The sequence below is a fragment of the Arthrobacter sp. YN genome, assembly GCF_002224285.1.
Taxonomy (GTDB): domain Bacteria; phylum Actinomycetota; class Actinomycetes; order Actinomycetales; family Micrococcaceae; genus Arthrobacter.
Genome location: NZ_CP022436.1, coordinates 1,334,976 through 1,349,668 on the forward strand (window position 1 = coordinate 1,334,976; position 14,693 = coordinate 1,349,668).

Consider the following 14,693-nt stretch of genomic DNA (forward strand, 5'->3'; position numbering starts at 1 on the left):
GCTGGAACTAGGCAGAGATCATTGTATTCGAGGCCTATCAAGATTCCTTGATCCGTCTCGAGTAGCTCGCTTTGGGGCGCTGACACCTTGCAGATCCTCAAGCGCAATGGTCTGGAGCTGGCCCAGAACGTCCTTGGGCGGTTTCTGGAGTTCAATATGTCGGACCTTGATGGAGACGTCGGTGTGCCTGACGACGTGAGTTCTCACGCTGCTGGGCCCGTGAGCATAGATCAGGGTTGCGCTACTCAACTGTGTCGCCGTGGCGTATGCGAGAAGCTGGTACAGGTCAGCGTTCTTTCCGGGCCCGTCGTCACGTTTGTACTTAACGTCTCCGACAAACTTCCAGGCTGCATTGACGCGAATACCCAAATCAGGGTTCAAGCTCACGGTGTTCCCCTCATCAAGCTTGAGTGACTTTGACCATGAGTCGGGAAATTCATGCTCGGAGAGTCCCGAGTAGTGCCGTAGGCACGCGCGCACAAACGATTCGAAGACCCGGGGGAGTTTGAGCGTGAAACCCATGACCGGAACGCCACCCGTATCGATGTTTGGCAACTTGTTTTCAAGGATGATACGAGCCAATTCGAGTACCGGCCGGTAGTGCTCGTTTCTTCTTGTCCAAGGTAATTTGGTGAGCGTAGCCAACGCGTCTGGGAGCGGTGCGAAGTCTCTGAACTGCAGCCAGACGCTGTGCAGTTCAAGGGCCAGCGAGGGATTCGAACTGGTAGTGGCCCTCAGCAGCTTGAGTGTCTCGCGAATGATCTGGTTCTCGACGATGTCATCGTCATGCACCTGATAGGTGACCGCAATTGGAATGGGCTGTTGACGAGTCGCTTGGGTTGGCCACCGAACCCGGCCCTTCACGTAGCGAAGGTCGCTTACTGTGGAACGGTAGGACCGGAGTAGGCCTCGTGCGGTCACCGTGCGGCAAGCTCTAACAAATAGACCAATGACTCCGTCAACCAGGTTGTCGACACTGGAAATGGATGACCAAGCGTCGTCCCAGTGATAGGGATCGGCCGTGAATGCTGTCATGAACAAAACTCGATCGATGGGTATCTTCGGCCTCACAACAATGGATATGCCGCCAACAGACACAGTCCCGACCACGCTGCCCGGTGTCACTTGCACGTGGTCTCCAGTACCGCAGGATTTGAAACTGGCGGAGAAGGAGTCTTCCAGTACTCGGCGCTGGGCAGTGGTCACCGAAAGGGGGCCGGACTGGTCCCATTCAGTCAGTGTCAGCATCGGCGGTGGGTTCGTATATTGCGGTTTTGAGCTCGTCGAAATTGAAGCGATCTAGAACGTCTGCTCGGTTGTAGAAAATTTCCCGAAGAGTTGGCAAGACAGAGTTGTCCCAAGCTCGACGAGCCCACACTTCGTTCATGTCTTTACCCATGAAATGGCTTGGACCAATCATCTGGTCGGCATCAATGATCCTGCGATTGGCTTCGTCGAGAAGGTTAACCAGCCAGAGAATCTCAGGTGCGTTCTGCTCGAGAAACCGCCGCAGCACGCCATCCACCGGCGTGCTGTCTGGATGTAGGTCCCGGACGTAAAAGCGACGACGGAGCGCGGTGTCCAACGAAGTAATCGACCGGTCTGCGGTGTTCATGGTACCTATGACCAGCAAATTCGGAGGAAGACTGAACTCTCCACCGTAGTTGAGCGTGACCGCTTGGTCTCGATACTCCAGCAGATAGTACAGCTCTCCGAAGACGGCAGGGATGTTTGCCCGGTTGATTTCATCGATAATGACTACAAATGTTTTTTCAGGTTCCTCGGCCGCTTTGAGGGCAGCTTTCATGAAAGGGCCTTCAGTCAGCTTGAAGGTTGATGGGTTTTTCGCATTTGGGCGGAGGCCCTGAATGAAGTCTTCGTAGCTCGTTCCGGGATGGAACTGTGTCAGCAATACGTGGTCCTCATTCTCGGCGAGGAAGGTTGCAATTGCTCGTGCCACATAGGTCTTCCCCGTCCCTGGTGGGCCTTGGAGAATAAGCTGCCTCTTGTGCCGTAGGAGGTCAATGGTTTCTTCAAGCCATTCGAGGCCGGTATTGTCAAAGTGCAGGGCGTCGGCGAGATCTTCCAGCGTTGCCGCGGCCGAGGGGCTCGTGGCGTTGCTCGACGAGTGCACCGAGGCAGATTGAGGCGGAATCGCTTCGCCTTTTCCTGTTCGCCAGTTCTTGAAGGCTGCGTTGTCCTCGACGGACCAGTCGTCAAAGCCATCATTGGTGGCCAGCGTCCAGGCCAAGACTTGTGCATCGAGACGGTCACGTAGGGGAACGCCGCGGGCCTTCATCGCATTCATGATCAGATCGAGTCGTTCAAGAAAAAGAACGTACTTTTCGCCGGCCGTCGCTGACTCTTGTGGCTTGTTTCCATCTGTTAGACGTACGGTAAGATCCGCCGCTGTGTGACGCCAGGGAGGCATCTCCTCGACTCCGTGACTCATCAGCAAGGCCGTGGCTAGGCTGAGTCGTGCACCATCTCCGGCCAGCTGGCCTTCGCGGGGAACGAATTCCAGGAATCGGTCGATGGACTCCGGTCCCGGATCACGGGTCAACTCACCTAGGGCGCTAACTGCCCTCGATTCATTCTTGGAAACCCACTTGAGAAAGTCATCAGCAGCCCGGTAATCGACGAGGAGGCTGGGGGAGAGAACCTTCCTCAGAAGCTCCACCACGTTTTCTCCAGCGGAGATAGCGTCGAGAACCTGGTTTGTCGTCTTCGCCAGTGTGACCTTCCAGTCGCGCTCTCGCCGGTCGAGATCCTTCAACTGCTTAACCTTGAGCGCCCAATCTATGTAAAGCTCGAGCTTGTCGTTCCCGCCTTTCCAGACTTCACGGTAGGGAGTGCGATAAAGATTAACCCCGTGCCGGTCCCCGTAGGAAACGTTGGGTTTCAAGATCCTTACGATTTCTTCGACACTCGAGTGGTCGCCTGACCGGGCCGGGAAGCTCGAACGAACCAACTTACGGTCTTCCCGGCTGACCATAGCGGGCGCTTCGTCAGGGAACAATAGATGCTCTAAGGCGTACCGTTGGGACCAAACGGTCTGATCGTCAATGGATTGAACGCTGTCCTTGAAAGAAGTCAAGTCCATGAGAGCGGCGCGACGAGCGTCAATGCTCATGTTCTTGAAATGTTCGAAAATGCGGATTAGGTAGCCGAACATCTTCCAACGATAATTGTTGAATCCTTGGCCGGGTCGCGCAGCGCCACCCATCAGCGCGTGGGCAAGATCAGCTGGAATGCGAGTGGTTCCTTCCTCACGGAACGCGATAACCGCGTTCACTTGGTCCCGCTTTGTCTCGCCTTTAATCGACTCTGTAGAGATGATGAGAAAGTGAACGTACAAAAGCTCGGCCGCTACTTGTACGGCGTCTGAACTGACATCTTCGAGTTGAGATTTGAGCTTATTTACAAATTTGCCGTCCCCGATGTTCGGCTGTTCGACGAAAGCTGAGACTAGTTCCGCTGCAGCTAACCCGCCGTCTACAGATTGGCCAGTGAATAAGCTGTTGTTGCCGATCAAGCATTCGTCACGCCACTGTGATGCTGCAGCGTACATACCATCTGCTGATGGCAGGACGATACGGGTTACTGCACTCGGTGATTGAAGGACATTCATGGTTGTATCTTGGCATCTCCATTGCGGCGGACCGCGTTCGGCACGGTGAGACCGGGTCAATGGGGGGACGCACGGGGAAGATTTCTCCCGAGTACCCGGGAGGTCGCGTCGGAGCGGATCTCGCCGTCGCCGGGGGTTATGCGGCGCAAACGGCGTGGACTGACCTCCTGGCGGCACCTCGTCACAATCGCCGAAGCCCAGGAACCACTGATCGAAGAACGACACAATATGCCTGTCTACGTAAATTGTCGCGGAGGACAGTTACATTAAGTGGAATCAGATGGCAGGCCATGGGGGCCTGTGTAAGGGGCGAATGTGACGGTTGACGTTGCGGGGGGCGCTGCCCTCGAGACAGAGGAGCTACACCTAGAACAGGCGTACTTCGACGTGGCCAGAGGCTATCGAGACGACCAAGGCTCTGCATGGCTTATGACGGAGGCATCAGCGGGTAGCGCAGTCGAGCGGCGCGCATATAAGAGAGCGATCGAAAAGCGGCGAGTAGCTTCTCCTGAGGATCCCGTTGCGTTTACTCGTATTGACTACGAGGATGGCGACAAGCTTTACATCGGTAAAGTCGCAATTTTTGATGACGAAAAGAACATTCTCGTCGTGAACTGGCAGGCTCCGGCAGCCGCTGTGGCAAACCAAGCCTCCGTCCACGATCCAATGGGGCTCCAGCGTAAACGGATCTTCGATGCACCGGCCAACAAAATTCGCCGCTTCGAGGACATTGTCTATAGGGCACTCGCCGACGCCGTCAACGAACTCGACGATCATGCCTACACAGGAGACGCACTCCTACAGTCCCTGAGTCGTAAGCGCGGCTCAGAAATGACGGACATCGTGAAGACTATTCAGGCGGCGCAGGATCGTTTAGTAAGAGCGGACAAGGACCAGCTCCTCATAATCCAAGGAGGTCCAGGAACAGGGAAGACCGCGGTTGCACTCCATCGAGTGTCGTGGCTGCTATTCAACTACCAAGACGAATTGCCGCCGCAAGATGTGCTGGTGGTTGGGCCAAACCCGACTTTTACGCGGTACATACGCCGGGTTCTCCCTGATTTGGGCGACGAAGATGTGATGCAGCAGGCGCTTCAGGAACTACTCGCCAACGATGTCAGGTTAGCTGCCCACGATGAGCCTGAAGTAGCCACGGTCAAAGGTTCCGTAAGAATGGCGCACGTCATCGAACGGGCATTACAGCAACGTGTCCGAGTCCCCGCCGCCGATGTCCGTATTCAGCGACGCAACACAGTCCTGACAGTAACCATATCCGCCGGAGACATTGCGGACGCTATACGTTCTCTCCAGTACAACTCTTTCGCCGACGGAAGGCGACGACTCCGTCATCGGCTTGTCGAGCTTGCTGTGCCACAGCTGGGAAACGTACGGCAAATTGATCCCGAACAGTTTCTTGACCTCAAGGCGCTTGAAGCTGAAGTTGAGAAGATTTGGCCGCAGATAACACCCCAGCAATTCCTACGAGATCTGTTGGGCTCGAAAGAGAGACTACGCCGGGCGGGGGATGGGAACCTAACCTTGCAAGAGATTGATCTACTGTATCGCCAGCAGTCTGAGAAAGTCGCTGACGAGCAGTGGTCGCTTGCAGATCTCGCACTTTTGGATGAGGCGAACGCGCGGATGAGGGAAGCTCCGCGCACCTACGGCCACATCGTGGTAGATGAGACCCAAGATCTCTCGAAAATGCAGCTTCGAGCTATTCGTCGCCGATCCAGAAACGGTTCGATGACCGTCGTCGGCGACATAGCACAATCAACAGGACCCTATTCAAGGGACTCGTGGGATGACGTCGCCGTTCTCCTTGGACAGGGGACTGCAGCTGCAAAGCCGCCCAGCATTGTGGAACTTGAGCACGGTTACCGCGTTCCCAAACAGGTTTTTGACGTCGCGCTTCCGATCCTGGAGTCGGCCGCGCCCTCAGTTACGCCGCCACGTATTCTCCGCGATGTTGAATATGCGCCGCGCTTTGCGGGCGCATCAACGACTGATCTGTCTCAGGAGGTCGCCAGATCAGTTTTTACTCATAGTGGTAGAGGACGCTTCGTGGGTGTGGTTGCCCCGGTCCAGTTGTGGGAAGGCCTTCGCGCGGCTTTCCGGCATGACGACTTGCAATGGAGTGAATCCTCCCAGGGCGAGCTTTCATCAGCCATCAATCTCGTTACCCCAGAAGACGCCAAGGGACTCGAATTTGACGCTGTGATTGTGGTCGACCCGGCCCTTATTCTCGAAATGCCGCATGGTGAACGTCTTCTATACATCGCTCTCACCCGGACCACGACCCATCTCGACGTTATTTACCCGCACGGTTGCCTTCCACCAATTCTTGCGGGCCACGTCGATTTCGACCCTGCGATGGAAAACTCGGCCGCAGAGCTGCCCGTTCCATCCACTGACACCACTGCTTCTGACTTCAGCACTGACGAAATCGTGAACTCTTCCAGTCCCAGTTCATCTAGTCTCGGTCTGATCGTCGAGGAGGTTGAAGTTACACCTAGCCCGCCTGAGGATGTATCGGCCATGCAGGCCCACGATCGGCAGGAGACTCTCGAACCGAGCAGTATCAATGGCATGCAAAAAGCAATGGCCACGCATCTCGCGAAGTTCTTCATGTCTCAAATATCTGAAAACGTCCCGGCCAAACTAGTGCCAGCGGTCGTCGAAGAGCTGGTCCGAATGAGCAAGGGCCAAGGATCATGACGAGCGGCAGTAGCTTTTGTACCTTCGGCTGGAGCATGAGCGTCGTTGTGTATTGACTTGTTCGCTCACAGCATCCAGCGCCCGATATCCTGCACTGGAGCCTCCGGGGCGAGACCATTCCGGATCGAAATGCAATTAGACAAGATTCCGAGCTATTCGGGGATCAGGGGTTACCGTGCCGCTTAACAAGGCCGAGTTGGATAAGAAGCTAGCAGCTCAGATGCAGGCGTGGCGGGACGACCTCCTGTCCATTGACCGACGGCAAAAGCTTGTCTACTTTCAGCACCCCAAGTCGGGCACCTTTGAAATCGTCGATCCTGGCTGTTTGGAGACTGAAGCTCGCATCAACAAAGGCGGAGTTCTCGTCGATGGAGACGACGATTCAGAGTCCGGTGCTGCACGGACACCTTCAGTGCCGGCCAACGTCGCCGCAAGGAAGCTCACAGCTGCCGGGAAGACGTCTGCCCAAGTCTTATCCACGTGCGGCTTCATCAGCGTTCCGAGCAGGAGTATGCGGATCGCGGGGTTTGGACGCTGTACATCGCCTACGGCATGCTCAACTGGATGGATCCCGCGGATTCGAAGTCGATCTCCAGCCCTTTGCTCTGGGTCCCAGTTCGTCTTACCAGAGACGGGCAAAATTACCGCATAGACCGAACCGAGGGTGAACCGACATTAAATACAGCGCTCGCTCTAAAATTGAGCCGCGACTTCGGCGTAAGACTGCCGGAACTTGATGACGAGGACCTAACTGCTGCAAGTGTTTTCGGTGCCGTGCGAAGCGCTGTTGCCAAAGAACCGAACTGGACAGTTGACGAGAGGGTGGTTCTGTCCATCTTCAGCTTTCACAAAGAGGCCATGTATCGCGACTTGGAAGAGAACGAATCGCGCATTACATCCAGGGGTCTGATACAGCTGCTGGCTGTAGGCCCAGAATCCCCGTCGTCGTCAAAGTTTCCCTTCGATCCGGTACGGGACGAAGACCTTGATGGCACGCTAGCGCCTGAAAAGTTGCATAGTATCCTCGACGCTGATGGAAGCCAACGGAAATGCATCCTAGCGGCCAGGGACGGCCATAGCTTCATTATGGATGGCCCTCCCGGGACGGGTAAGAGCCAAACCATCGCCAACATGATCGCTGAACTCATGGCCGTTGGAAAAACCGTTCTCTTTGTCAGTGAGAAAGCTGCAGCCCTCGATGTAGTGCGTGACCGCCTGGCACAGCGGCAGATGGAACCTTTCCTATTAGAGCTGCACAGTCACAAAGCAACGCGGAAACACGTCGTACAGACACTTCACGCGGAGCTCACCCGTCGGCCCATGGCGCGCTCCACCTTTTCGGACACCGACCGCTCTCAGCTGATCAAGAGCCGTACGCGGCTGTCCGATTACGCGGAAGCGATGAACGAAATCAGACGTCCCTTGGGCCGCAGCCTTCATGAGGTGTTGGGGAGACTGAGCCAGCTCGCCGACCATGACGACCACCCCGCGGGGAGCCCCGACATTCTGTCGTCTTTGACTGCCGACGTTTTAGCGGAGATAAAAATGACAGCTTCGTCGCTTGCTCAAGTCTGGCGCCCTGCGGAAAAAGGAGAGTACTTCCCATGGACAGGACTGGATGGAGCAGGGCTGTCGCAAGATCGCATCAAGGAACTCGAACGGGTCCTTCAAGCCTTATCCGTTCAAGCCGAGCGCGTTTCAAGGACGTCCAACCTCGTTGATTCTCAACTACCATTTTGGACCGTCGATATGGATATTAACGGCGTCCGCTCCCGCAGCGCCGTCGTGAAGCTGCTGACCGACAAACGCAGCATTCCGCACTCCTGGTATGTCTGTGATCTTGCATCGATTCTTAAAACACTGGATAGCGTTGAGGAACGTGAAAAACAGCTGGATGGTCTCGAATCGGAGGTCAACAACCAATCGAATAAACGTTGGGTTGCAGACGACAGGAAGCTAATTAGCCCCCTCAACGCACTCCTTTCGAGTGATCCGAAAGTATACTCAAGTGTGCTTGCGGACTGCTCCTTGAAGCAGATGCAGGAACTGCACGAAACAGTTGAGAAGGTAGCGCGTGCTCTCCATGACCTTGCCGGCCGAGCGGGTGAACTTGGAAAGTTGTTCAATCTCAACCAAAGCTCCTTAACACTCAACAAATGTCGTGCATTAGCTGCCCTGGCGGAACTGAGTCAACAGGGTAGTCTGCCAGAGGCGGACTGGATTAATGCGAGTATTCAGGAATGGAATTCGATGTGGTAATTTTTGATGAGGCTTCGCAGGTTATGTCTGCCGATGCAGTCAACTGCATCTATAGAGGTAAACAACTGATTGTTGCCGGTGATCAAAAGCAATTGCCGCCCACATCTTTTTTCTCGACGGCGGAGGAGGAAGCTGATGACAATGACGAGCTGCCGGATAATTTTGATAGCGTTCTCGATCTCTGCAAGGCACCGGCGCAATGGTTTCACTCCCGCTTCTTTGGCATTATAGGAGCCTTCATGAGGACTTGATTACCTACTCAAATTATCGGATTTATGCTGGCAAGCTTCATACATTTCCCGGAGCGACCCAAGAAGCGAATGACCTTGGTGTTCATCACGAATTTGTGCCTGGCATTTATCGGCGTGGAGCAGGCAGCCGCAACCCGATCGAAGCGGAGCGCGTCGTAGATCGAGTTCTCGAACACCGCCGGCTCAATCCAGATCTTTCACTGGGAGTTGTTACCTTCTCCAACCAACAAGCAGAAGCCGTGTCAGAGGCAATCGAGCGACGGGCGGAACAAGAACCTCTGCTGACTGGCCTGATGGAGGATCATGATCGTCTGCATGGATTCTTTGTCAAGAACCTTGAGTCGGTCCAAGGCGACGAACGCGACATCATCATTTTTAGTGTCGGTTATGGACCCGACGAGGCCGGCAAACTAACGATGAATTTCGGGCCCCTCACCCGCAAGGGAGGTGAGAGGCGGCTGAATGTTGCCGTTACCCGTGCCCGGCGCCGAGTGGAGGTCGTGAGCTCCTTCCGTGCCGGTGACATGACAGATGGAACTTCTGAAGGCAACATGCATCTGAAGAACTATTTGGACTTCGCAGAAAGGGGCAGGGCTGCGTTGTCTTCGGATATGTCAGGGTCAGTCGGAGAGGCCGAGAGTCCTTTTGAGGAAGAAGTCTTGAAGGTCGTACGATCGTGGGGCTTCGACGCCGTTCCTCAGGTCGGAGCGGCCGGTTACAGGATAGATATTGGTGTGCGTCATCCTGGCAAAGCAGGAACCTTCATGTTGGGGATTGAATGTGATGGCGCCGCGTATCACTCGGCCAAGACTGCCCGAGACCGCGACCGACTTCGTGAAGCCGTTCTCCGCGGACTAGGCTGGGACATCCATCGCATTTGGGGTCTCAGCTGGTATAGGGACCGTGCGTCTCACGAGCACCTGCTCAAGGAGGCTCTTGAGGGTGCTTTGCGCGGTACCCGTCTTGTACCTGCAGTAGTAGGCACAACTGCATCGCCAGAATTTTTGGAATACGAAGAAGTCGATCTTTCGGCACCTCCTGCATGGACCGTTCCCTATGCAGCCGCTGCTCGCCCGCCACGGCGCTATCGGTACCAGCCTGGAGATTTGGACGCGTTGAATGATCTCGTCTCCTACGCGTCACATGTGGTGGGAGCAGAAGCGCCACTTCACGTGGATACTTTTCATTCACGCCTGCGAGACCATTGGGAAACGGGCGGTGTTGGCACTCGCGTCCGTGCAAATGTTGAACGCGCTTTGTCGCTCGCCAAGGTCAGCGGTATGAAGATCAAGCTCGACAAGCAGGGATTCATCCGAATCGACGGTGCTCAGTCGGTCAATGTGCGCCGTCCGACTGATGAGAATGACGTACGTAAAGCTGGGACGATCCCACCTGAAGAGTTTGATGAGGCGGTTCGCCTAGTAGTCGCGGACGCCATCGTGATTACTGAGGAAGACCTCTATGTGGCCGTGCGTAACGTCTTCGGATGGGCTCGGCGCGGAAGCGATATCCAGGCAGCCTTGCAAAGGAGCTTGGTACGGGCTGTAAAGAAGGGCTATTGCGTGCGGAGGGCTGATGGTACTTACGAAACAACGCAGGTCTGAGACGTGTTGTCCCTTTACACGCCTCGACGGTTATCGCCATCGGATGTGTGATTGAAGTCGGACCCAACTGTGGTGGGGTCCGGGGACGTTGTTGCTGGAAGTGATGTTGTGGAGGCTCTCTGATCCTCCAAATGAAACTCGACTCGAATACTTCATGAAGCGGATATTTTGCGCGATGGTGAGAGCTCGGCGGATCCGAAGGTCGTCTTCTTGGGCAATGATGACACCTTCTACGGATTGTCCTGGCTCGATCAAAGCTTCCTGGGCGTAACCCATGTAGCGCTGGATTTGTCCCACGACGACATCGCCGGCGCGGGCGCGCTTGAGCTCCACAACCAGGAGGCGCTTTCGATCCTCGCTCACCGCGAGGATGTCCATAGGTCCTGTGTGGGTAGGAATTGCTGGCCCACGAGTTGGCCATCTTCCTCATAGATGTCGTATTCCCGCCCCAATGAGTGCTCTGCCAGTTATGGACCAGGAAGTCCTCAAGTTGCTTTTCCAGATGAAACGCGAGCTGGTCCTCAACTTCGCTCGCGATGGCCTCAACTATGGGCTCCAAGGTTCCATCGGAGAGCTGTGTGAGCTTAGCCAATTCAGCGGCATGGGGCGCCAGTGAAAAACGGTCATGGGTACGCCTGCGGAAGACGCAAGGGCCGGGCTCATTGCGTCGCGTCTGAAGGAGCCTTTCCAATCGACGCGTAGCCGGTGGGGAAGCGGCCGCCCGGGGTGAAACTCGTGGCCTCCAGTGACGACCCCATATTGATACGTCCGGTCCGGCTTCGGAGCAACAACTACGTCACCCTCTAGAATCCCTTCGCTGGCGGCCCATAGGTTGCCCATGGCAAGGCCTGCCGCAATCCTCGTTTAGTGGGGATACATGTCCTGAAACACAGGAACAAGTGCCCCGCGAAAGCTGTCGGCCCCGTCGCCTAGATGTGGACGAATTTCGTATTAAATACGGGAGTATCCGTGGTGGAGTTTCCGCTGGATCTTTCGCGCGAGCCCGAGGCTTTGCTGGCGCGAGTGCGTGAATTAGCACGTCGTGCCTATAGCGAAGTAGCCGCGCAGGCGGCAGTGGGTTACTAGAAGACTTTGGCCGAGTACAACAAAGCTTGCCCAGGTTCGCGTATCTGACGACGAACCGAAGCGAGGAATGCTGGCACAACACAACACAACACAACACAGCGCAGGTAAGTGAGTCTGCCTGATCATCCCACAGGGATGGCCGATTCCCGCTGGAATGCGGGGCCATGAGCTTAAGACATTATCTTGTAAGATTCGTCTCCCTTGATGCGGATGAGTCGCCTCAGAACCTCGATTCTTCGGGAAGATACCTTTTGCATGACTATGCTTGCCCGAAAGACCTGGTTTAGTCGTTCCGGATTTCCAGGGGTGGACGCGAAGGGGCTTTTCTTGTCGAAAAAAACGATCTTGCTGTTCTTGCATGGAGTGGGAAGTGGGGACCCAGAGGACCGCTGGATGGTTGCGCTGACGCAGTCTTTGGCGCGGCTCGGTTACCCCGAGCTGGAGTCGCTGAGCGTCATAGCCCCGAAATACGCACACGCCCTAAAGGGTGCCGACCAGCCGTGCCAATTGCCGGGCCTAACCATAAAGCAGCCTCTCCGGGAGGCAGCCAGGAAGAATCGACGCGACTTCGAGCGTCGTATCGGAGCCCTGGAGTATAGGCTCGGGCGCCACGACAGAGGGAACGGCTACGTTGGCAGTGACATTGTGGTCGATGCCGCAGTTGCGTTGCCGTCGTTTGATCAAGCCCGCAACTACCTGAATAATCCGAAAATTCGGGCGCAGGTCTTGAAACGCATCCTCAGTAAACTTCCGGAGTCGGGGAGGCTCGTGATCGTGGGCCATAGCCTCGGCTCGGTCATCGCCGCCGACATCGTCCGGCGTCTGCCGGTCGGCCTTGAGGTGGCCGGTATGGTCACCATAGGTAGCCCGTTGGCGAGTGGGGTATTCGACGTCGACAAACTTCGCGACACACTAAGTGAGCCGCCGACCAATTTGGCGTGGTGGGTGAACTTTTGGAATGGGGCCGATCCTGTAGCTGCGCGCCGTGGGGTGTCATCAGTCTTCCCTTGGCTGATTGATTATCGTATTCGTACGAAGAAAGTGGGGGGAGCCGCCCACGCGGCCGTCGACTATCTGGCCAATGACGCAGTAGCGGCTGCCATCGGCTATGCCCTATTCGGGTCTAGATCCACAGAAGTCGCGCAGGTAGAAAACGGGCTTGACATTCCACTGGACGCCACTGAGCACTTCGCGCTTCTGGCCCTTCGGTATGCCTATCTGATGAAGACGCGTTTGGAAGGCGAAGAGAAGGATCGCTTTACTGGAGCCCTTCGTCATGTGCAAGCGTCGGTCGTCGAAGACATTAAGAAACGAAACTCCCGCGAAGGGAGAGGGACGCCATCCGAGATTGCGAGGCTGGCGTTCGACTTTTCCGATTTAGGTGCGGAGGTACCCGAGCCGCTTCCGAGCAGTCACGTCCCCAAAGACGAAGCTGCTGTCCTTCTGACAGTGCTGGCAGCAGAGAACGTCATACGTCCGTTCGAGATCTCCTTTTCCAGAAAACTGTGGCAAGAAGCCATGGAAGACCTCGCCGCTGAGATGGGTCTGGGAAGTCAGTATGGTGCCGACGTGTTCATGGCAGCAAAGCTCGCGCAAGAAGCACTCAGCGGTAGTCGCGGAGTTAATTGGATCAAATGGGGTGCCTTGGGTGCGGGCGCGGCCGCAATCGTCGTGGCGACGGGTGGCTTGGCGCTCGCTGCTGGACCGGGCCTTGCCGGAGCCGCAGTAATTACGAGCGCGCTGGCGAGTTTCGGCCCCGGCGGCATGATCGGGGGTCTGCTTACGGCTGGATCACTCGTTACGGCCGGTGGTGGCGGCATTGCGTACGGTCTAGCAAGTCCTGGAACCACGGCGGAAACCCTCGTTGGCGTTGTTGAGCGCCGGCTCGCTGCAGCAATTCTGCGCCAGCGGCAGCATCTCGATCCTGACGAAGGTCTCTGGGCGGTCCTCGTTGAAACCGAAATAGAGGTGCGGCGCGAACACGAGCGGCTTGACGAGTTTTCTGATGCATCCGCCCCTGCGCTCAAGGAGCTGAAACGGAAGATTGACGCCATCGAGCGGGCGTTGAAATACCTCACCGACCACGGCTTGGAGCCCCGTATCGATTCTCCGCAGGAGGACGACTACCCAACAACAGCTTTCTTTAAGAGGGAACCCTGGATTTCTAAACAAGGAGGGTGACTAGCCTCCAACGCGGCACAGACCACCGCTGGCGGTTCGAACCCTTTGGTCTGCGTGGGACGTTAGGCTTTTGGACGGCATCGTAAGGGGAACGATTTTGAAAATGACCACTGCACGTAAGCTCCGCGTTTTGAACATTTCAGCCACAGTCCTGCTGTTGACCGTTGTAACTCTGCAATCCACCCAAGTGATCAGCGGGTTCTGGAGCATGACACTCCTCGTGCTCATCGGAGTCCCGACGACGGTCGCTTGGGTGATCCTTGAGCGGCGCCAGGGCGCCGAGAAGATGAGGGACGCGGCGTAGCTCGTCTTCTTCTCCCGGTGTAAGGATTCTGGCGGCGTGCCCGCGCAAGGTGCTCGACGGGGTCGCGCAGGCGCCCCGTGGGCCCGAGAAGGACCCTGCTGACAACTTCGCGTTCGGCGGCTGGCAGGCGCCGCTTATCGACGAGGTTGTTGGCGAGCCACGGCTGGCCCACGACGGATGGACCGGGAATCTCCGTGACTCCCAGCGAGTGCTTGGGTAGTCCCACTCGTCCACCAGAGGCAGGTCCACGACCCCAAAATCGAGGTTGTCACCGGAAGCCCACAGGACTGATGTTAGGTTCGCTTCGGGTAGGTTCACCTGAGCCGGCTCTGTAGGTAGCTAGTCATCTGCGGGAACTGGCGACTGGTCCGGAGACATCAATCCCTGCGGCAGGGACGTGCGTGTCGAACGCCGACCGCGTCCGCTAGTTGAAGCCCGCCCAGACTGTTTCGAGGTGTTCGGGGAGGTCGGCGCTGAAGGTGATGGCGCCGTCGTCGATTGCTTCAAGCGGCCGGCTTCCTGGAGGTGGATGCTGTGTCCGCCGTCGGTGCCAGAGTGCACGGGATTTGAGGCGAAGCGTGCGGCGGGGTTAGGGCAGCGCCTGGAGGGTGAGGCCGTTGGCGCCTACTCGGGGCTGGGTGCTGCTATCTGAAGGGCCG

At 56.5% G+C, this 14,693-nt stretch carries 10 protein-coding genes; 7 read left to right on the top strand and 3 right to left on the bottom strand.

The annotated features are described in order from the left end of the window. Nucleotides 1-18: 18 nt before the first annotated feature. Nucleotides 19-1,248 (bottom strand): McrC family protein, encoded by a 1,230-nt coding sequence (locus CGK93_RS06135; RefSeq protein WP_089594061.1) that lies wholly within the window; start codon nt 1,246-1,248, stop codon nt 19-21. Further along, nucleotides 1,232-3,631: an McrB family protein gene (locus CGK93_RS06140; RefSeq protein ID WP_089594062.1), complete on the bottom strand. Its 2,400-nt coding sequence runs from the start codon at nt 3,629-3,631 to the stop codon at nt 1,232-1,234. Before CGK93_RS06140 ends, CGK93_RS06135 begins: the two co-directional genes overlap by 17 nt. A 315-nt stretch (nt 3,632-3,946) precedes the next feature. Here CGK93_RS06140 and CGK93_RS06145 point away from each other — a divergent pair, with 315 nt between their 5' ends. From CGK93_RS06145 to CGK93_RS06160, 4 genes are all read left to right on the top strand, one after another. Beyond that, nucleotides 3,947-6,349 carry a HelD family protein gene (locus CGK93_RS06145; RefSeq protein WP_089594063.1) on the top strand — a complete coding sequence of 801 codons (2,403 nt, stop codon included), beginning with the start codon at nt 3,947-3,949 and terminating at the stop codon, nt 6,347-6,349. A gap of 480 nt (nt 6,350-6,829) precedes the next feature. After that, complete coding sequence (locus CGK93_RS06150; protein ID WP_089594064.1) at nt 6,830-8,608, top strand: DUF4011 domain-containing protein; 1,779 nt, start codon at nt 6,830-6,832, stop codon at nt 8,606-8,608. Then, entirely contained in the window at nt 8,590-8,859 is a 270-nt protein-coding gene (locus CGK93_RS06155) for an AAA domain-containing protein (protein ID WP_089597236.1), read from the top strand. Before CGK93_RS06150 ends, CGK93_RS06155 begins: the two co-directional genes overlap by 19 nt. Beyond that, nucleotides 8,856-10,463 (top strand): AAA domain-containing protein, encoded by a 1,608-nt coding sequence (locus CGK93_RS06160; RefSeq protein WP_157731637.1) that lies wholly within the window; start codon nt 8,856-8,858, stop codon nt 10,461-10,463. Before CGK93_RS06155 ends, CGK93_RS06160 begins: the two co-directional genes overlap by 4 nt. A 30-nt stretch (nt 10,464-10,493) precedes the next feature. Here CGK93_RS06160 and CGK93_RS06165 read toward each other — a convergent pair whose 3' ends face one another. Next, on the bottom strand, nt 10,494-10,841 hold the full coding sequence (locus CGK93_RS06165; protein ID WP_089594066.1) for an endonuclease NucS domain-containing protein: 348 nt from the start codon (nt 10,839-10,841) through the stop codon (nt 10,494-10,496). Between the two features lie 73 nt (nt 10,842-10,914). Between CGK93_RS06165 and CGK93_RS23470 the strand changes: the two genes are divergently transcribed. From CGK93_RS23470 to CGK93_RS06175, 3 genes are all read left to right on the top strand, one after another. Next, entirely contained in the window at nt 10,915-11,079 is a 165-nt protein-coding gene (locus tag CGK93_RS23470; protein WP_157731639.1) for a hypothetical protein, read from the top strand. An 863-nt stretch (nt 11,080-11,942) separates the two neighbouring features. After that, nucleotides 11,943-13,730, top strand: a complete 1,788-nt coding sequence (locus CGK93_RS06170) for an alpha/beta hydrolase (protein WP_198318369.1) — start codon at nt 11,943-11,945, stop codon at nt 13,728-13,730. A 103-nt stretch (nt 13,731-13,833) separates the two neighbouring features. Continuing rightward, nucleotides 13,834-14,034 carry a hypothetical protein gene (locus CGK93_RS06175; RefSeq protein WP_089594067.1) on the top strand — a complete coding sequence of 67 codons (201 nt, stop codon included), beginning with the start codon at nt 13,834-13,836 and terminating at the stop codon, nt 14,032-14,034. The last annotated feature ends 659 nt before the right edge of the window (nt 14,035-14,693 follow it).

Excerpts from the sequence above, each read along its gene's own strand:
- CGK93_RS06135 (WP_089594061.1), bottom strand. The coding sequence starts at position 1,248 with ATGCTGACACTGACTGAATGGGACCAGTCCGGCCCCCTTTCGGTGACC.
- CGK93_RS06140 (WP_089594062.1), bottom strand. The coding sequence starts at position 3,631 with ATGAATGTCCTTCAATCACCGAGTGCAGTAACCCGTATCGTCCTGCCA.
- CGK93_RS06155 (WP_089597236.1), top strand. The coding sequence starts at position 8,590 with ATGGAATTCGATGTGGTAATTTTTGATGAGGCTTCGCAGGTTATGTCT.
- CGK93_RS06165 (WP_089594066.1), bottom strand. The coding sequence starts at position 10,841 with ATGGACATCCTCGCGGTGAGCGAGGATCGAAAGCGCCTCCTGGTTGTG.
- CGK93_RS23470 (WP_157731639.1), top strand. The coding sequence starts at position 10,915 with ATGAGTGCTCTGCCAGTTATGGACCAGGAAGTCCTCAAGTTGCTTTTC.
- CGK93_RS06170 (WP_198318369.1), top strand. The coding sequence starts at position 11,943 with ATGGTTGCGCTGACGCAGTCTTTGGCGCGGCTCGGTTACCCCGAGCTG.
- CGK93_RS06175 (WP_089594067.1), top strand. The coding sequence starts at position 13,834 with ATGACCACTGCACGTAAGCTCCGCGTTTTGAACATTTCAGCCACAGTC.